The organism is Acinetobacter bereziniae, assembly GCF_016576965.1.
Taxonomy (GTDB): domain Bacteria; phylum Pseudomonadota; class Gammaproteobacteria; order Pseudomonadales; family Moraxellaceae; genus Acinetobacter; species Acinetobacter bereziniae.
Map to the genome: position 1 here is coordinate 2,328,990 of NZ_CP066119.1, position 18,853 is coordinate 2,347,842.

Genomic DNA, 18,853 nt, shown 5'->3' on the forward strand with positions numbered 1-18,853 from the left:
AGAGTAACGCCAATGAAGTAAGTCATTTTCTCATCATTATTTTTAACTTTTGATGTGCAAAATAGATTTTACTCAAGGCAAAACTTATCTTTTGGTTCTGATACCACACTAACGATAAATAGAATAACCCTGTTATTTATAGCTTTATTTCATACTATTTTGTGCATCCTCTATATGAGGGTTCTCCCATGCAACAGGCATGTATTATTTCTAATCTGAGTTTGGCATTCCCCACTCAAGATTTGTTTAATCAATTGAATTTGGTGCTTTATTCAGGGCAAAGTTCAGCTTTGATTGGACGAAATGGTCTAGGTAAATCATTACTTTTTCAGATTTTGCATTTGCAACAATATTCAAATCTCGCGTATAGCGGTCAAATAACGTGGCATATCCAGCATGACTATTTAGCACAATTGCAACGCTTAGAAGCACAAACCATTGCTCAAGGATTGGAGGTTGAACACTTACATCGTGCATTTCAACGGATTGAGGAAAATACTGCCAGTTTTGAAGATTATGACTTGGTTGAGAATGCTTGGGATCTGCCACAAAAATGGCAACAGATTTTACATAACACACAGTTACCGATGGATTTAAATTATCCAATTCAACAACTGAGTGAAGGACAAAAAACCAAATTAGCTTTGTGTCGTTTATTCTTAAAGCAAGATCATTATTTGCTGTTAGATGAACCGAGTAATCATTTGGATATTCAATCTAGACAATGGCTTATGGAGTCTATTTTGGCTCATCCTGCTGGTGTATGTCTGATCAGTCATGACCGTCAATTGCTTGATCAGGTTCAACATATTTATGCATTAACCGAATTGGGATTGCAGCACATCCGTGGAAATTATACAGACTACATTCTACAACATCAGCAACAGATCGATGCTTTAACTCAGTCGATTCAACAAGATAAACGTGAATTAAAACAGTTAAAGCAACAACAACACGAAAGCTTAATGAAAGCTCAGAAACGGCAACGTAAAGGTGCCCAACTACGTGACTCAAACTCTCAAGCTAAAATTCTACTCGACTTTAAAAAGGAGCAAGCTGGACAAAGTTTTGGAAAATTACGCACGCAACAACTTCGTCAAATGGATGATTCACAACATGATTTACAAGATAAACAAAGTAAACTAGAGAAAATTAAGCCTCAAAGGTTTGAATTTCAACTGCATAGCGCGCGTCAAGGTGAAATATTGAGAATCAATGATTTAAGATTGCCCTATGCATCGACACAAAAAATCAAATTTTCATTGCGTGCTGGTGAAAAAATTCAGCTTAAAGGTGCCAACGGTATTGGAAAATCAACCTTGTTAAAAATGATTGCTCATCATCAGACTCAGGAAATCTTTTTTAATGGTGCTTGTCTATATCTGGATCAAAACTTTAGTCTGTTAAATAATGATCTCACGGTGATTGAAAATTTAGCCATGTTTAACCCTCAAATTGCTGAAGTTGAGTGGCGAAAACTTTTGGGACAATTACGTATCCGTCGCGAGAAAGCCTTGTTCAAGTTGGGGCAATTAAGTGGTGGGGAAAAGCTTAAAGTCGCATTATTAGCCATCAGTCAAGCAGCCAATGGTGTTGATTTACTTTTGTTGGATGAACCTGAAAATCACTTAGACATTGAATCTAGAATGCTACTTGCACAAGCCATTGAGCAATTTAAAGGTGCCGTCATTTTAGTTTCGCATGATGCATTCTTTGTTGAAGAATGCGGAATAAATGAGGCATATCTACTTCAATAGGGTCTGTGGACAATTCGTCTATGTTTGCGACTAGGTGTGTTTTTTAGGCGATTCTAGGCGCGAAATACGAAATTTAGTCATTCTAAATGAGTAGTTCGTAACGACGAAGCGCCAAAAAACACGCTAGTCCCGAAGGGTTGTGGCTAAAATTATCTCAGGCTACGTTATGAAATTTAAAAATAGTCTCGCTATTCTCTTCATTTCATGCCTTGCCTGCTCAATTTTAACCTACAACGCAAGCCATTTATGAAATGTCCACAGACCCTAGTGCTGCAAATGAATATTTCAAAGCAACATTAAAGTGTTTATCGCTCTATAGCAGGATATGACAGATTCTCTAGCAATGAATTGAAATGTATTCGTTTCGACTTAGTGAGAATTTGTCATCATGCCCATGTTGCACATTTATTGTTTTTGAGCTGCTTCAGCGAACCCGAGAATATAACCATTTGGATCTTTCAAATAAAATTCTTGCATTCCATACCACGCTGTTTTTAATTCAGTAAGTTCTAGATTTTTGCTTTTAAGTGCTAAATAAAATGCTTCTATACCTTCAATTTCCATATAAAATGATACAGATGCACCTATATTTAACCCTTTGGAAAATATAACATCATTTTTAAAAGTGTCTGTACGCTGAAACATAAATTCGATTTGATTTCTTTGTACCAAAGCATAAACATAAGCTTTGTTGTCCATAAAACGAGTATCTATTCCATCTTGAGATTCTGCAACTGCCATGATTAATTTAAAACCCAAGTGATCGACATAAAAAGCCACAGTTTTTTGAATATCAGACACTTCAAAGTTTGGAGAGATTTTATGAATATTCATATTGATTTCACCTGCAAATTAAGATGATCAATTATGATTGTGATGTCACCTTAAATAATTGTATAAATCGGTCATTTTTGTTTTTACTTAATTCTTTCGGTGTAGTCCCTGTGTATTTTTTTATTTGTTTAATAAAATGTGCTTGATCATAATATTCACAATTCGGATTGAGATGATCACTGGTTATTTTCCTATATGCTGTATGGCAGCGTACAATGTTCAAAAATTCTTTTAGTGTGATCCCAAATGTTGTCTGAAAATATCTGTTGATTTGTCGACTGCTCCAGAAAACATGGTTAGAAATTTCAGCTACAGTTTTCACTTCTTGATCATAGACCATGCGAAATAATTTCAATTTTCTATGGTCTATTTGATTTAAATCATTAAATAAGATTTCTAAATCTTTTGATATTTGAACAACAAAATGTTCAAATTCATCTGAATGATATTGATCAAGCTGCCAAAAGTTTAAAGCTAAGTTAACGGATGTGTCTAAAATCGACTTTAATTGATCTTTGAAAACATATTCGATTGCCGGGAGTTTAAATCTAACCGCAAAAATCTGAGTGTTTTTTGAAATTCTTATCTCTTTTGGTGTGGTCCATATTCCTGTAAGTTTAACAAGCGTTAATTTCCTGTGACTAAACTCAGCAATTAAGTCGAAATAACCATCAGGCAAAATAGTATGCTGAATGTCTATTTCTTCCGTATCATAATACCAAAAGCACTTTATAAAATGATTTAAAAAACCTTTTGCTTCAATTTCCCGATATTTCAATTCAATACTCCGCTAAAGTTTGATAATCATAGAGAATGAACAAACTAAGTTTTACACTTCAGAGGAAAGGCGACTGTATAAATTATGGTTTTCATTAGATCTCTTGCGTTAGTCAAAATTTGAGCAGCTGTGAGCTTTGTTATATAGTCAATCTGTTGAAAAATTCATACAGTAGAATATCATTTCTCTTGATCAATAAAATTAAAGCGATCAATATATTGTTTGATAATCTAAAGCTTGCATTGCCACGCTTTAGCTCTAAAGTTTAAATTGTTTTGAGTAGGCGATACTTTACTTTTCAGAGATGAAAAGTAACAAAAATCTTCCGTTGAGCGAGGGGTACATCCTAATACCCCCGCTCAACATGGCGACATCCATGTCGCCTCGTGATAGCAAGACTGTTTATGATTCAAAAGTAAAAAATAAATGAATCATCCAAATCACTTGTTTGAATAATCAGGCGGTTTGACTATATAAGGTATTGCATATAGCTAAATGACCCATAAACTTACTTTCGCAAGAGGTCTATTGTTAGGTACATTGAACTAAATAGCCGCTTACTTGTGATTGATCACACCAAAATACATAACATATTCCACCACTTCCAAAATAAACTTCACCGTTTTCCATATCTGGAAGATCAGTATCAAGTTGCATCAGAAAATCCATTTTCTCATTGCACACTGGGCAAGTTAAAACTTGGGGACTTTGAATCCATGTAGGTTCACCGCCTAATCTAAACAAGTTTTCTCTACCATTTGAACTGCCCCAACTTTGATATAGCCATCTAGATGGAGTTTCTGAAAAGCAAATTTGAGTATGTTTAATCGCTAAATCAGGATAACTCTCGACAACTGTTGTATCACCAATTTTAGTCGGCTCTCCAAACTGGTCATGTTGATAGAATATTTCACTATATTCATTTAATTCTCTAATATGCATGCCGAGTTTAAGCCGTTCTAAACTTTTAATATTTAAACCTTTTGGGATCTCCTCAAATGTGATGAGATGGATAAATGGATTATGACTATCCTCTTGAATCAATCCACCAAATGCAAAGTATTTATCGTCGGATGCCAAACGCCAAGTCGGATGTTGTTTTTTATTGATATGGATAGGACGATCATCATGAAAATAATGTTCAGGAAATTTGAAATGAAATGTTAGGTTTGGACAATAGCTTTCAATTTTTCCATGCCTAAATGTAAATCCAACAGATTCTAGATCATCAATTAAATAGTCCTCTATATCCTCTCTTGCAAAAATATTATTTTTAACTGCAAATTGATAAGCAAAATTGAGCGTGTCTAAGTTCCGTGTTTCCATCAAACACCGATAGAGTTTTTGCTGATCCAATAGTGCTGTGGAATGACTTTTTATTTTCTCAATAAAAGGTTTTATATCGTCTGCAGCTAGATTTCTCCAAGGATATTCAGCATAAAAAGCAGATTCATTCGGTTTTAACTCAAAAATGAGGTCTAAATATGGATGCAGTAATTCTGGAAACTGTAAACTGGCATATTCAATGACTGCATCCGCATTTTCATTGTGCTGCTGTTTTAATCGATCAAGTGATAAAACGATCAATTTAGAAAAATCTGCTTTTTCAATATAACTAAGCGAATCATTAAATATTGTTGCTCCTTTCTCAAAATTTGTCATAAATAAAAGACAAAAAGTAGAAGCTGCTTGGTGATCATCAAGCAGCTCAAAAAGCCTTTCATAAAGATTTGGGGTCTTCCAACCCTGTTGTTTAAAATCATCTATTAAATTTTCAGCTTTTTCTTTCATTATTTCTGTTCATCTAAATCCAATAAAAAATTACTGCGTCATAATGGCGTCTTTTCTTTACACATTGCAAGACTTTGAGCTTCGCGTAAATATACCCAAAAAATATCACCTGAATGCTGGATAATTTGCGGATATTTGCCCAAACCACGAGGAAAAGTGATGTCTAAAATTTCGTTTGTGGCGAGTGAAAAAATCTTTTGTTTACCTTTCCATTCGTCATTTTGGAAAACAGGTGTAAGCATTAAATACTTTTGTGAACTACTCAATAAGCCATTTACACCACGCTTTTTCTGATCAATTGAATGCAGATCTCCACTATCAATCAAAGTTTCAACAACCTTTCCCATTAAGTCAGTTTTGATAAAAGCATAATAATCCATTCCCCACTTGTTTATGGATACCAATTGCCCACCCGCGCTAAATATATATAATTCATTATCTTGTAACATGACTGTATCAATTTTAGGTGGGTACTGCTTATCTTTGTGAGATGAGAATGTCTGTGCCTCTAATGTAATCCAACTTTTCCAGTAAGCTTGATGATTTATAACATCTAAATCCAGTAGTGCTAAATATCTTGTATCGTGCCCCATGCCATCACTGTTAAAGCAAATGGGGAAAACAGAACAATCACTTATTGAGTTTTTCCAATACAAGTTAAATCGTTGAGGGAGCGTTTCAGTTTTATCTATCTTAATTGGCGCGAATCTGTTTTTTTCATGTGAATATAATAACAGCTCATTTTTGTCTTTAATGATGCCGAGTTGATGATTTACACAAAACAAAACGGGTGAGTTTTCAAGTTGATAATATTTCTCACTGTAGCCTAGATCTATTGTTTTATATTTATCTTTAGACACATAGACGATTTGATATTTGTGATCTTCACTATACGACAAGAATGCAGATGTATATTCATCTATACAAATTGCAGAAAGTATAGGACCGACAAAGATATCTTTTTGAATAAGCTCTAGTTTCATAAGTTCAATTCAGTTCGCTAAAATACAACTTGGATAACAACTTATATTAAATACTAAACTGCCTTACAGATGATGCGCATCAAGTACAGGATGATCTAAATGTTTGATTGTTTCTAAACATTTATTTTCACAGTCCAGTACAAACATCATCTGATGTTATCATTTGTCCTTTTCATTGATGAGCTCAAAAGATAATTGATCAATATTTTTGTTTTTTGCATGAAACGCTGAAAGGTTGGATAAAACAATCACAGCAGTCTGATCTTTCACATTGATAACCATAGATGATGAATATCCACCTGTTCCGCCATTATGCCAAATTACATCCTTGCCATTAGGTGTTTTTAATAAGTGCCAAGCTAAACCAATTTTTAAATCTTTATTGATCTCAAAAGTCGGTGTACGTGTTAAAGCTAACGCCGTATTCTTGGCGTCAAAATGTGCACGAGCAAACTTTGCTAAATCTTCTGTGGTTGAGAGCATTCCACCTGCACCAAACAAAACGTCAAAGTCCCAATTCGGTATTATTTGACCCTCGGCATTCTGTCCTTTGACCAACTGATCAGCGAGATTATTTGAATTTACGAATGAATTTTTCATTTGATATTGATCAAAAATTTTCTGCTGTAAAAGTGTTTGAAAACTAACTCCTTGTGATTGTCCAAGAGTATAACCGAGTAATCCTGCACCTAAGTTAGAATAAGCATATTTTTTTTGCGCTATATTTTCGATTGATAATGAATCTTGAAGATATTGTTCAATCTGACTTTTACCATAATCTTTATAAGGATTGCTTTGATTAGATAAATCTAGATTATCAGGTAAGCGTGGTAAGCCAGAAGTATGGTTGGCTAAGTCTTTAAAGTTCAGTTGAATATTATTTCTAAATTTTAAAGCTGGATAAAACGAATTGATTTGATCCGTTAATTTAATTTGACCTTCATCAACCAGTGTAGCTAAAACAGTTGAGGTAAAGACTTTTGTAATTGATCCTATTTCAAATACTTTATTTTTATTTTCAATCTCTTGAAGCTTGTTATTGGTTTTAATTACACCATAATATTTGACTTTATCCTTATCAAGGATTGCAATTGAAAGCTGAGTATTATTCGGAAAATTTTGCGCATTGGTAAAGATGATGTTTGAAATCTCTTTAGGATACGTGTTCAGTGCGTTAACAGTATCGCTTTTTGTTTCTTTTTGTTGTTCATTCGGTTTAAAAAGAAGTCCACTGATGTGATTCTGATGATCGATCGAAATTTTCACAGTGAACTCCATTTTTTCAGACTTGGTTTTATAAAGTGCATAGTCACCTTGCTGCTCATTCAAAAACACTGTACTTTCAATTTTTCCTGCCTTGTTTTTTAATCCTGAAAAAAATTGTTTTGTTTTTTCAAGCGGCAGCGCTTGTTGCATTTCAGCAGAGAAATCATTAAAAATTTTCTCATACTGATCGGCATTAAAGTTGCTTATAAGCTTGTTCATGACCATTTTATAGTTTTCATTTTGTGCAAATACTGAGGTTGAAGCCATAATTAATAATAAGATTAAAATCAGTCTTTTCATAATGGGTAATAATAATTGTGAATGAGGAAAGATAATTTTTTACAGCGCGGATGCAATTAAACTATAGCAAAGATAATTTTTCAATCAAGTATGATAAATGAATTTATAAAATATTTTTTTATTCTATCTTAATATCTTTAATAAATAGTATTTTTATTTATATATTATTCACTTATTCTATAACATGATATTAATTTAAAATTATAGATTAAATCTATGTTATTTATTAAAGCGAGATATAAATGATGCACAATGAATAAAAATATGTTGTAGTATTTCAGACATAAAATGATAGGTATTTATCGGATATATCAGCTTTTTAATGGGAATTTCTAAACCAATCATATTTTGGCTATTTTGTTCATCATATCTAAATAACTGATTTTTGGTCATCAGTGAAATATTATTTCCATCCATGTTTAGTTCTTGAATTTCATAATATTTCCATTCAGGAACAGTATCAACTATGATAAATTTTGACAGACAATTTTAGGGTGTGTTGACAAATTCTCACTATTTTGAAATGCGCCTGTCGCATCAAGCGCTTGAACAAGTAGTCGTATGCCAGAACCTCCACTAAATATGCCAATTATTTTATTATTTTTATCGAAATTTAATGTTTTTAAGTGGGTTAGAACACCTCGATCTAACTCATTCGATGTTACAAAAATTTGAGTCTGGTGACATAGAAAAGTAATTTTTTGATTTAAATTCCAAATCGCTTGTAATAAAAGTTGATCAAGTTTGGTTTGCGGTTTTAAATGAATTGTTTTAAATCCTTTTCATACAATTAAACATGAAAAAGAGAATGATCAGCTATAGATAAAATGAACCTATTGATCATTTTTCTATGAAAGAGATCTATTATTTTACACATAAATAAAGATCGAATAAATCAAAATTTATTCGATCTTTACCATAACTTAATGATTTAAAGGTATAAATTAACCACAACTTGCTTGGGTAATTTTTTTAGTCACTGGGTCAACAGTAACCGTCACGCGTTCTACACGATAATCCATTGTTACACCTTGATTTGGTGCAACTTTACGAACTATCGTGGCTTGTGTAAGTTGTTTAATTTTAGCTTCAGACATATCATTTTGACCAATCAATTGCGTCACACGTTCAGCAATACAAGTACTTTGCATATTTTGTGCTGATTGGTCTTGCGCAGCATTGGTTTGAATTGAAGAACATGCAGAAATTGCTAAACTTGCAATACCCAAACCGATAATAGCAACATTTTTCATAAAGTGACCCACTCTGAATTTTTTGAATTAAAGCGATAACATAACAAAAAATGATAAGCTTAGAATATTTTTATATAAAACTCATACATTTATCATGCAAATAAAAACCAGTAATACATGATGCATTACTGGTTGTTTAAATTCTAAACCAGTATTGGGCATTTAGAAGTTAATTACAGTGCGAATTGATTTTCCTTCATGCATTAAATCAAATGCTTCATTGATATTTTCCAAGCCCATTGTATGTGTGACAAATGGTGCAAGTTGAATATCACCTTTCATTGCATCTTCAACCATACCTGGCAATTGGCTACGCCCTTTGACACCACCAAACGCAGTACCTTTCCATGTACGCCCAGTCACCAATTGGAACGGGCGAGTAGAAATTTCTTGACCTGCACCCGCAACACCAATAATTACAGATTGTCCCCAACCACGATGTGCACACTCAAGTGCAGAACGCATAACATTGACATTGCCAATACATTCAAAAGAGTGGTCTACTCCCCATCCGGTCATTTCAACAATCACCTCTTGGATAGGTCTGTCATAATCTTTAGGATTAACAAAGTCTGTTGCACCAAACTCTTCAGCCAGTTTGAATTTTTCAGGGTTGGTATCCACCACGATAATACGCCCTGCTTTTGCTTGACGAGCGCCTTGAACAACAGCAAGACCAATACCACCTAAACCAAACACAGCAACGGAATCACCTGGCTGCACTTTTGCAGTGTTGTGTACTGCGCCAATGCCTGTTGTTACACCACAGCCCAATAAACAAACCTGTTCAGGATTTGCCTCTGGGTTGATTTTAGCTAAGGACACTTCTGCAACTACCGTATATTCACTGAAAGTTGAGCATCCCATATAATGATAAATCGGCTCGCCATTATATGAAAAACGTGTCGTTCCATCAGGCATCACACCTTTACCTTGAGTCGCACGAACCGATGTACATAAGTTAGTTTTACCAGATTTACAGAATAAGCATTCACCACATTCTGCAGTATATAATGGAATCACGTGATCGCCCGGTTTTACCGAAGTCACACCTTCACCAACTTCAATCACAATCCCTGCGCCTTCATGCCCTAAAACAGCTGGAAAAATACCTTCTGGATCATCACCAGATAAAGTAAAAGCATCTGTATGACATACGCCAGTATGCGTGATTTTCACCAAGACTTCGCCTTTTTGTGGTGGAGCGACATCTATTTCCACTATTTTTAAAGGTTGCCCTGGACCAAATGCAACCGCAGCACGTGATTTCATCGCTAAATTTCCTTTTGGTTTGGTTTTTTAACAGTTGGACTACAGTAACCTTTTTTACTTTACAGATTCAACCATTAACTTGATGATATGATTTAGTAAAATCTAAATACTCATTGTAAAAATGAATAATTCAAAGACCTTCTTCGTCTTCATTATGCTGGCTTTTTCAATTACTGGATGTCGTCTTCCTATGAATCAATCACAACAAGAACAACAGAGTCAGGTATATCAAGATCATTGGATCACAGAACCACAAGCAAAAAACATGCTAACGCAAGGTTTGACTGCATATCTTGCGATGAATGATGCCTTTCAAAGCATTGCTTCGCGCATACATTTAATTCGAAAAGCAAAATATACACTTGATTTACAATACTATATTTGGGCTGATGATTTTATTGGTAATCTCATGCTCCATGAATTACTCAAGGCAGCTGATCGTGGTGTAAAAGTCCGATTATTGATTGATGATCAAAATGGAACCAAAATAGATCGACAATTAAGCGCACTACTGACTCATCCCAATATCTCAATCAAACTCTACAATCCCTATAAGTTCAGACATTTCCGCGTGATGGACTATATATTTAGAGCACAACGAATTAATCATCGTATGCACAATAAATTGATTATTGCTGATGGTGCTATTGCCGTGACTGGCGGACGAAATATCAGCAGTGAATATTTTGATGCCAGTGAATCTTTTCAATTTACAGATATGGATGTGTTGTTTTTTGGTCAATCCGTTAATCGTGCCAACGAAGTCTTTACTGAATTTTGGAATTTTGAGCTGAGCTATCCAATTGAGCAATTTATTTCAAAAGGCTCCGCACAGGATTTAATTGATTTAAGAAAAAGTTTTGAAAAACTTGAACAAGCTGAGCACTCTACAGATGAAAAAGTAAATTTAGAGCAGAAAGAACTTGCCAATGAGCTGAATCAAAACAAAATCAATTGGGCTTATGCTGATTTCTTAGCAGATTCACCAAAGAAAAGTCTGGGAAAAGCACAAGGCAATCAATTGATTTCTCATCAAATTCATCAACATTTGGGTGATCCAAAACAAGAAATGGATTTGATTGCTGCATATTTTGTTCCGACGCAAAATGGAACAGATTTTATCAGCCAATTTCCAAAACAAAATGTCAATGTCAGAATTTTAACCAATTCTTTTGTCGCAAATGATGTGGCTTTGGTGCACGCTTTTTATCAAAAATATCGTGTTGACCTATTAAAAAATGGCGCCAAACTCTATGAGTTTAAACCTTATATAGAGCGGAAACGCCGTACATGGTATGAGGTGGTTACAGGCAATATTATTCCTAAAAAGGGTAAGAATAAGTCCAGTCTACATGCGAAATTTATCAATATTGACGACAAAGTCTTTATTGGTTCTTTTAACTTAGACCCTCGATCATTCAACATCAACACTGAGGTTGGTCTTGTACTCAAATCAGATCCTTTACAAGAACAAATTTCTGATTTATTAGATCGAACCTTGCTGACTGTTGCCTATGAGCTCCAATTAAATTCTCAAGGGGAACTGATTTGGCTGGACTACCAAGCCGATGGTAAAGTAATCGAACATCATGTGGACCCTGAAACGACAAGATTCCAAAGATTTATGATGTACAGTGTATCCTACCTTCCTCTTGAGTGGATGATGTAAGTTTAATGTAATGACACATTCAGTACCAATCAAGATATCTATCATCGTGGATTTTACAAATAGCATTCAAATAAACAAAGCCCTTTAATCTCTTTGACTAGTTCAATATCTGTATATCCAGCCTGTTTTATACATTGAAAATGCTCATGCTTAGACATATACAGCTCATTGTTCTGCATTGCCTCATCGGCAAAAATGTGATCACAAACGAGATAAATTGCATCATGCTTTAATAGTTTTTTAATTTGTTGATGAAACTGACTTGCATATTCTTTATGGCGTAATTCATGTAAAGCTTGATGGATAATCACCGCATCGAATTTACCCAATGAATTGTTCCAATCATCTTGCTTAAAATCCTGAATCACAAATTCAGCTCTAGCTAACTCATCTGATGATAACTTACTTTTAGAAAGCTCATGCATAGGTTCTGAAAAGTCTAAAGCGGTATAGAAAATATCTGGACACTGACTCAGCAAATGCTTTGCAAAGAAACCCGGACCTGAACCAATTTCCAGCACACAAAAGCTTGACTCATCTTGATCTTTAAATTGCTTTTCTTTGTATAAGTTCTGAATAAGATTGACATAATAATCAAAAAACTCATATCGCCATGGTCGTTTCTGATTCACTTCTTCAGCCCATTGCAACGCATCTTGTGGATTTCTTAAATCAATTGGACTAGGTACATCCTGAGTATTCATTGTCCTTTTTCCTTAAAAACAATCAGCAATTGCGTGTTATTTAGGCATATTTTTAAACAATAGGGAAAATGATTCGATAAAAGTTTGTAATTGTTCTTATCCAAAAAATATTTTTGATGATTTCTATAACATATCGTTTTACTGCAAAACTACTTTTTTGATTACTATAAATTCAACGTATTCATTACATCGTATATTGTATCAAGAATTCTCTATTGAACTGTTTTGTAGCTGTTGAATAGCTGTCTGTAAAATATCAAAAACCTTTTTATCAATACATTGTGCCACATTAAACCGCATGAATTGTTCACTTTGTTCTGCTTGGCTAAAGGAATTTCCGGGTGCCAAAATTAGACCATGCTTTAAACACAGTTTACTCAATTCAGCAGCTTGCACACCTTGAGGTAAAGTACACCATAAAAAAATTCCTGCTGTTGGAATAACCCATGGCTTTATTCCCAATGTCTTTAACTTTTGAATTGTTTCATTGCTCAATTTTAGTAATTGTTTCTTTAACCAATCTAGGTGTCGAGGATAACTACTATCCATCAGTGCTTGATAAATGATTTCAGCATTTAAATGGCTGGGACTGAAATTTGTCGCGATTCTTAGATCAATCAAATCATCTATAAGTTTAGGATCAGCGATGATATAGCCACAGCGAACGGCTGCTGAAAGTGTTTTAGTAAAACTTCCTATTTGAATGACATGCTGAAAACCTGCTAAAGATGCATAACGGGGTGCTGGAATATATTCAAAATCAGCAAAAATTTCGTCTTCAATAATCATTAAGTCTGTTTGTTCAACCAGTTTTGAAATTTGATAAACAGTTTGTAATGAAATTGTCGCACCTGTTGGGTTGTGGATTCCAGAATTTGTCAGATAAATTTTTGGTTTTAAGCTTAGTGCTTGCTCAAATTTTGCTAGATCTGGTCCATTTTCGGTAAAAGGAATTGAAATAGCTTGAAGGTGATGCGCCTTGATGAGTGCACGAAAATTAAAATAACAAGGATCATCAATTAAAATCACATCCCCTGCGACCAGTAAGTGTCGAAAAATTAGATCAATTGACTGTGTAGCTGAGTCAGTAATAAGAATTTGATTAAGTTGAAATTTTATTTGATATTGCTCTTTCTTTCGCGCAATCAGTTTTCGCAATTCAATATGACCATGGGGTGTTGCATAATCAATGAGCATTACGGCTTCTGATTTTGCAGCTGTTTTTAAAGCTTTACGTATGGTTTGCTCTGGCATCCAACTGGTTGGCAACCAGCCACATCCCGGTTTAAGCACCTCATTTTTTGCTTCAAGTGATTGCCTTGAAATCCATAGAGGGTCAATTTCACGCTGATAATGTATGTCAGTCTCAATAACAGGCATTGGCTCTGATTTACCTCGTACGTAATAACCAGAACCGACTCGTGATTCTAAAACACCTTCTGCAATCAGTCTTGCATACGCTTCCACGATGGTGGAAACCGAACAGTGTAATTGTTTGGCAAGTTGCCTTACAGAAGGCAAACGGGAACCTGCAATTAAACTTTTATTTGAAATTTGGTTGTTAATGAGTTGAATCGTTTGTTCTATTTTAGTTTTTTTCACAAAAATTATCCCCTAACCCATCAAAACTCAAAGCTAAATATCCCTCATTGTACTGGTTTTACTTCCATAACAGTTATTTAAAATTGTATTGGACTGTATATGTGTTTATTCAATAAATCGGCATTTAATCAGTATAAATTTATTGAGTGATTTATCATGGATAAAACAAATCTCGGTTGGATTAATGGTTTTATTGGCGTTGCAATATTTGCAGGTTCACTACCTGCAACACGAGTCGCAGTGATGGGATTTAGCCCAGAATTTCTAACCACAGCCCGTGCAGCGATTGCAGGAATAATTGGCTTGCTCTGTCTGTTACTTTTACGTCAAACCAAACCCAATTTTGCTCAATTTAAATCTTTAATGATTGTTGCTTGCGGGGTAGTGATTGGATTTCCATTATTTACAGCACTGGCATTACAAACCGTATCTTCAGCACATGCTATCGTTTTTGTTGGATTACTCCCCCTATCGACCGCAATATTTGCGGTATTACGAGGCAACGAAAAACCTGCATTACAATTCTGGCTATTTGCGCTGTTAGGAAGTGCCATTGTGATTGGCTTTATGTTTTATGAGAATCGCAATCTAAGCTTCAGTTTAGGTGATCTATATATGCTTGCATCCATTATTGTATGTGGATTGGGCTATGCTGAAGGTGGAAAACTCTCTAGAGAACTGGGTGGATGGCAAGTCATATGCTGGGCTTTGGTGGTATCTTTACCTTTAATGCTCATTGGAAGCTTTTATTATTTACCACAAAGTTTTGAGAATATTCATTGGTCAGAAACACTTGGATTAATCTATGTTTCACTATTCAGTATGCTAATTGGCTTTATATTTTGGTACAAAGGCTTGGCACTTGGTGGAATTGCATCTGTGGGTCAGATTCAACTGGTACAACCATTTATTGGACTAATACTCTCAGCCTTTTTATTGGGTGAACATGTAAGCTTGGCAATGGTTTTGGTTTGTTTTGCTGTAGTATTGTGTGTAGCGATGGCAAAAAAATTCGCATAACTATTGTACTTTTTTTATCAGTGTTTAAGTCGATTGATTTTCCTCAATCGACTTAAAACTTATGTTTATCATGGGTAATTGATAAGCGTTTTGATCAATTCCATTTAAGAATTATATTGTTTATAAGCCTTGAAGAATAATCCATCTTCTAAATATTGATTTTAAAATTAACTTCGCAATACTTTCTTAAAGTAAGCCTATTTCTTTAAATAAGTTTTTATATGCTTCGGCTTTTTTGTCCAACGCTAAAGGATAAGCTCTTGATGAAGACAGCATTCGGTATAAATTTAATTCTCTTTCTAAGTATCGTGCTTTTGAAGCTTGTCCGATCTGAGGTTTTTCAGTTCCTTCAGGCATTGATAACATCAAAGTATCTGTTGCTTTATCGCCTGTGGTCATAATACTTTTACATTCAGGAATATTTTCCAAAAGTTGAGATAAATCTGTTGGTGTTTCGATCTGTAGGAACTTATCCGAAGCATTGCCTTTTAAACGAATAACTTGATAAGCCGTATCAAAAATTGCAATGCCTTTTTCCATTAAAAAACTGCGGATCACAGCTTCTTTAAAGTTCTTGTTGGGCAAATCTAAAAAGTGATCTTTATTCTCAAAGAAAATCAAACCAAAAATCCGCCACATATCATTTTGATAGTTCGGATAGTAAAAATCCATTTTCCAACGTTCTTTTGGCGGTGGAAAGCTACCAAGCATCAATAGCTTTGCGTTTGAAGGTAGAAAAGGTTTAAGTGGATGGGTTTCTATTGTTAATTCAGACATTTATAAATAAGAAATAATTTAAGGATTCTGCTCTGATCTTAACATTATTACTTGCTCAGCCCCTAATTATATACGTCATCACATTGCTTTAAAAACATCTCAAATTTAAACAATTCAGGATCCTGCTTACTCCCCAAAATTTGAATTTTTTTGAATCCTTCTGCCTGTTTAAAAACTCGACTTGAACCTATGCCATTGTTGCATGCTTCCCATTTAAGCCTAGATTGGATTTCATCAGAGTAAAACTTAGGGATAAACTGTATTGAATCATCATCAATTTCAATATAAGTAATCAAATTTCGCCCTTCTATTCGAATCTTCTTTAATTCAACATATTTATTGATCCTATAAGGTAGACCTTGATTGGCTTGTTTTAAAAATACTTGACGCAGATAGTCATCAAAAGCCTGATTATCTACAATTTTATAATCTTGGTTGATAATACCCGCATTTAACAATAAAGCTTCAAGAGCCTCTATTGACTCAAATTCCGTTTTTGAACCATCGGCGCCAGCACAAACATTTACACTTAACAGTAGTGCAATTAGGAGTAAAAACAATCTCATATGTATATATCTTTGTTAAATAAAGCACCTTTATCAATTGTTATACTTATCCAATAAAACCACCCGTAGGTGGTTTAAATACAAAATATACAATAAAGCTCAATAACCATTCGCTTTTAACTTAACTTTGAAAGGCTCTGATTGAGCTTCTACTGCTTCTTTAAGTTCAGGCGTAATTTCAGCACCCATTTCTTCTAACATTAACAATGCAAATTCAGAAGCACTTTCAGCAAAATCTTGATTATTGATCAATGTCTTAGATAATTTTATATTCTTTGGGAAATCTGGAAAAAATTCATTAAAATCCTTTTTATCTTCAATGCCTAGATAAATAAATCTTCTCCAGTCATTGGTTTTAAGATCACGAACAAAGATAACATCTGCTTGGGTCTGCATATTTTTTTTAAACATTTCATCTTGCAATCGCATTGGAACCACACAAACTTCCCCAACGCTAGAGATATAGTTTAACTTTGGTTTTAGCAATGAAAAATCAATATTTTTATAAGAATCATCTTTAGCTAAATCCTGTTGAATTTTTACATCTTCTCTATATTTAGCATCACTGATCCACTCACCAGATGAAAAGGTTTGTCCTTGATGATTAGGCTTTAGTTTACGATCATATTCAATCTGATCATAATAATGAATGATGTCATCAAGTGTGCCATTTTTTAAGATTTCAATTTCTTTATCACCTTGCTGCTTAAAAATTTCATAGCTTTTTTCGCATTGTAAATTTTCTGCAAAAGTAAGACTTGATGCTAAAGTTGTTATAGCAATCATCATTAATTTTTTCATGAAATATTCCCTCTGTCTTTTGGGGAATACGATACGCATAATTAACTCAAAAATAAACTTTTGCTTAGAGATTTCTTCATCAATGTTGCTTTTGGGTAAAATTCAACCTCATATAAATCAAATCAATTTAACCCGCCACACTTTCATAAGATGAAATTTCTAATAAAATATGTAAAAAACTTGAATTTGTAACATATTCAAGTTATGGTAATAAAAATCATTGCACAAATTGGTAAATTATTTAATAGTTAAGTTTTTAAAGAATTGTCGAAAGACTATTTAACTGAATATTTATCAATAATTTCTTATTCACATTAAAAATCAATCTATTATGAACAGTAAACTCGTTACCACATTATTGATGATCTTCGTTCTTTCCGCTTGTAGCAAAGAGCCTGATCAAAATATGTCTAAGCAAACAGATCGCCCTACGGTGACTGCACAATTTGAACAATCAGATGAAATGATTAGTAAATATCTTGATCAGTTGGATGATCCAAATACCACATTAGATGATAAAAAAAGAATCGTATGTGTAGATTATCCTAAGGAATACAAAACAAATTACATGCCGAGTTTACTCAAATTGAATCCAGAAAATTACACACAAGCCAAATTGCTATCCGATTTGGACATCGCTTTGAGTTATTACAAGGAAAAAGAAAATATTCAATGCCCTTAATATTTTTGATTTTTTAATCAATCATTGATTTAAATTTGCTAAAAATACGCTGTGAAATCTCTTTTGCCCAAAGTTGATAGATGTCTTGACTTGGATGAAATCCATCACTCGCCTTTTGCAAATTTAAGGCTTTAAAATGGGCTAAATCAAAATGAATCAACTGGTAATTTTTATTATTTTCAATAAATTGGGCTAATTTTTCATTCATCTTGCTTGAGTATTTTCCAAACAACCACGCCAATGGATTTGGCAAAGCTGGAAATAAATTCATTGGCGGTACACCAGTGACCAAAATCAATTGTGGTGTAAATTTGGACTCAATGGTGGCATAAAACTGTTTTTGCTGTTGTATCCATTTTTTCGGGGAACGTAGTTTTGTCACATCATTGACGCCAACAGATGTAATCACAACATCAAATTGTTGGTTTGCTAACTGCTTGGTTCTCTGCAAAACTTGTAAAGTGGTATCCCCTGTTTTTGCTTCAAGTCGATAAGTCACTTCGAAATCTGTACAAACTTCCTTTAAAATTGAACCCAATAATGCTTGTTGCTGATTTTCAACACCAACACCTGCTGCGGCAGAATCTCCTAAAATCAAAATCGATAAAGCTTGACCAGTACCCAAAACGCCACTTCGCAGCCCTTGAGCTTCAGGTAATCTTGGTGTGTTTTTCTTGACTCGATAACCCTGAATAAGTAAAGCAGGCACCAGTACAAATGTTGAAAATTTCAAAAACATAACAATACCCATAAAATTCAATAGATTGAATATCCATCATCGCCAAAGGCAATTTATGC

At 34.1% G+C, this 18,853-nt stretch carries 17 protein-coding genes; 4 read left to right on the forward strand and 13 right to left on the reverse strand.

The annotated features are described in order from the left end of the window. Positions 1–188 precede the first annotated feature (188 nt). A complete protein-coding gene (locus I9192_RS11025) occupies positions 189–1,757 on the forward strand; it encodes an ATP-binding cassette domain-containing protein (RefSeq protein ID WP_005028853.1) in 1,569 nt (522 codons plus the stop codon). 405 nt (positions 1,758–2,162) lie between these two features. Here I9192_RS11025 and I9192_RS11030 read toward each other — a convergent pair whose 3' ends face one another. From I9192_RS11030 to I9192_RS11060, 7 genes are all read right to left on the reverse strand, one after another. Then, positions 2,163–2,591 (reverse strand): VOC family protein, encoded by a 429-nt coding sequence (locus tag I9192_RS11030; RefSeq protein ID WP_005028854.1) that lies wholly within the window; start codon positions 2,589–2,591, stop codon positions 2,163–2,165. A gap of 31 nt (positions 2,592–2,622) precedes the next feature. Then, a complete protein-coding gene (locus tag I9192_RS11035) occupies positions 2,623–3,369 on the reverse strand; it encodes a helix-turn-helix domain-containing protein (RefSeq protein WP_005028855.1) in 747 nt (248 codons plus the stop codon). A gap of 531 nt (positions 3,370–3,900) precedes the next feature. Then, positions 3,901–5,160, reverse strand: coding sequence for a hypothetical protein (locus I9192_RS11040; protein WP_005028856.1), 1,260 nt, complete (start codon positions 5,158–5,160; stop codon positions 3,901–3,903). A gap of 38 nt (positions 5,161–5,198) precedes the next feature. Beyond that, entirely contained in the window at positions 5,199–6,143 is a 945-nt protein-coding gene (locus tag I9192_RS11045) for a hypothetical protein (RefSeq protein ID WP_005028857.1), read from the reverse strand. Positions 6,144–6,302: 159 nt separating this feature from the next. Beyond that, the gene (locus I9192_RS11050; RefSeq protein ID WP_227567245.1) at positions 6,303–7,628 is read right to left on the reverse strand and encodes a serine hydrolase; all 1,326 of its coding nucleotides are present in this window, start codon (positions 7,626–7,628) and stop codon (positions 6,303–6,305) included. A gap of 1,025 nt (positions 7,629–8,653) precedes the next feature. Next, a complete protein-coding gene (locus I9192_RS11055; RefSeq protein ID WP_200150404.1) occupies positions 8,654–8,962 on the reverse strand; it encodes an I78 family peptidase inhibitor in 309 nt (102 codons plus the stop codon). Positions 8,963–9,124: 162 nt separating this feature from the next. Continuing rightward, complete coding sequence (locus I9192_RS11060; RefSeq protein ID WP_005028868.1) at positions 9,125–10,234, reverse strand: S-(hydroxymethyl)glutathione dehydrogenase/class III alcohol dehydrogenase; 1,110 nt, start codon at positions 10,232–10,234, stop codon at positions 9,125–9,127. Positions 10,235–10,424: 190 nt separating this feature from the next. Here I9192_RS11060 and I9192_RS11065 point away from each other — a divergent pair, with 190 nt between their 5' ends. Then, the gene (locus I9192_RS11065) at positions 10,425–11,903 is read left to right on the forward strand and encodes a phospholipase D family protein (RefSeq protein WP_005028871.1); all 1,479 of its coding nucleotides are present in this window, start codon (positions 10,425–10,427) and stop codon (positions 11,901–11,903) included. A gap of 53 nt (positions 11,904–11,956) precedes the next feature. Here the strand turns inward: I9192_RS11065 and I9192_RS11070 are convergent, their stop codons facing one another. Together I9192_RS11070 and I9192_RS11075 are read right to left on the reverse strand one after the other, a co-directional pair. Beyond that, positions 11,957–12,607, reverse strand: coding sequence for a class I SAM-dependent methyltransferase (locus I9192_RS11070; RefSeq protein WP_005028874.1), 651 nt, complete (start codon positions 12,605–12,607; stop codon positions 11,957–11,959). Between the two features lie 201 nt (positions 12,608–12,808). Next, positions 12,809–14,209 (reverse strand): aminotransferase-like domain-containing protein, encoded by a 1,401-nt coding sequence (locus I9192_RS11075; protein ID WP_005028881.1) that lies wholly within the window; start codon positions 14,207–14,209, stop codon positions 12,809–12,811. Between the two features lie 156 nt (positions 14,210–14,365). Between I9192_RS11075 and I9192_RS11080 the strand changes: the two genes are divergently transcribed. Continuing rightward, a complete protein-coding gene (locus I9192_RS11080; RefSeq protein WP_004830818.1) occupies positions 14,366–15,229 on the forward strand; it encodes a DMT family transporter in 864 nt (287 codons plus the stop codon). Positions 15,230–15,415: 186 nt separating this feature from the next. On the opposite strand, the gene I9192_RS11085 is transcribed toward I9192_RS11080, so the two are convergent. From I9192_RS11085 to I9192_RS11095, 3 genes are all read right to left on the reverse strand, one after another. Further along, positions 15,416–16,006: a uracil-DNA glycosylase family protein gene (locus tag I9192_RS11085; protein ID WP_005028884.1), complete on the reverse strand. Its 591-nt coding sequence runs from the start codon at positions 16,004–16,006 to the stop codon at positions 15,416–15,418. 62 nt (positions 16,007–16,068) lie between these two features. Beyond that, positions 16,069–16,572 (reverse strand): hypothetical protein, encoded by a 504-nt coding sequence (locus I9192_RS11090; protein WP_005028887.1) that lies wholly within the window; start codon positions 16,570–16,572, stop codon positions 16,069–16,071. A gap of 99 nt (positions 16,573–16,671) precedes the next feature. After that, a complete protein-coding gene (locus tag I9192_RS11095; RefSeq protein ID WP_005028889.1) occupies positions 16,672–17,373 on the reverse strand; it encodes a hypothetical protein in 702 nt (233 codons plus the stop codon). 331 nt (positions 17,374–17,704) lie between these two features. On the opposite strand from I9192_RS11095, the gene I9192_RS11100 reads away from it, so the two are divergent. Beyond that, positions 17,705–18,055, forward strand: a complete 351-nt coding sequence (locus I9192_RS11100) for a hypothetical protein (protein ID WP_005028892.1) — start codon at positions 17,705–17,707, stop codon at positions 18,053–18,055. Between the two features lie 13 nt (positions 18,056–18,068). Here the strand turns inward: I9192_RS11100 and I9192_RS11105 are convergent, their stop codons facing one another. Further along, positions 18,069–18,794 carry an SGNH/GDSL hydrolase family protein gene (locus tag I9192_RS11105; protein WP_026040424.1) on the reverse strand — a complete coding sequence of 242 codons (726 nt, stop codon included), beginning with the start codon at positions 18,792–18,794 and terminating at the stop codon, positions 18,069–18,071. Positions 18,795–18,853: the final 59 nt, after the last annotated feature.

Bases quoted from the DNA above. Each gene is read 5' to 3' on its own strand.
- I9192_RS11095 (WP_005028889.1), bottom strand. From the start codon at position 17,373: ATGAAAAAATTAATGATGATTGCTATAACAACTTTAGCATCAAGTCTT.
- I9192_RS11090 (WP_005028887.1), bottom strand. From the start codon at position 16,572: ATGAGATTGTTTTTACTCCTAATTGCACTACTGTTAAGTGTAAATGTT.
- I9192_RS11055 (WP_200150404.1), bottom strand. From the start codon at position 8,962: ATGAAAAATGTTGCTATTATCGGTTTGGGTATTGCAAGTTTAGCAATT.
- I9192_RS11045 (WP_005028857.1), bottom strand. From the start codon at position 6,143: ATGAAACTAGAGCTTATTCAAAAAGATATCTTTGTCGGTCCTATACTT.
- I9192_RS11040 (WP_005028856.1), bottom strand. From the start codon at position 5,160: ATGAAAGAAAAAGCTGAAAATTTAATAGATGATTTTAAACAACAGGGT.
- I9192_RS11105 (WP_026040424.1), bottom strand. From the start codon at position 18,794: ATGTTTTTGAAATTTTCAACATTTGTACTGGTGCCTGCTTTACTTATT.
- I9192_RS11050 (WP_227567245.1), bottom strand. From the start codon at position 7,628: ATGAACAAGCTTATAAGCAACTTTAATGCCGATCAGTATGAGAAAATT.
- I9192_RS11065 (WP_005028871.1), top strand. From the start codon at position 10,425: ATGAATCAATCACAACAAGAACAACAGAGTCAGGTATATCAAGATCAT.
- I9192_RS11060 (WP_005028868.1), bottom strand. From the start codon at position 10,234: ATGAAATCACGTGCTGCGGTTGCATTTGGTCCAGGGCAACCTTTAAAA.
- I9192_RS11080 (WP_004830818.1), top strand. From the start codon at position 14,366: ATGGATAAAACAAATCTCGGTTGGATTAATGGTTTTATTGGCGTTGCA.
- I9192_RS11030 (WP_005028854.1), bottom strand. From the start codon at position 2,591: ATGAATATTCATAAAATCTCTCCAAACTTTGAAGTGTCTGATATTCAA.
- I9192_RS11070 (WP_005028874.1), bottom strand. From the start codon at position 12,607: ATGAATACTCAGGATGTACCTAGTCCAATTGATTTAAGAAATCCACAA.
- I9192_RS11100 (WP_005028892.1), top strand. From the start codon at position 17,705: ATGAACAGTAAACTCGTTACCACATTATTGATGATCTTCGTTCTTTCC.
- I9192_RS11025 (WP_005028853.1), top strand. From the start codon at position 189: ATGCAACAGGCATGTATTATTTCTAATCTGAGTTTGGCATTCCCCACT.
- I9192_RS11085 (WP_005028884.1), bottom strand. From the start codon at position 16,006: ATGTCTGAATTAACAATAGAAACCCATCCACTTAAACCTTTTCTACCT.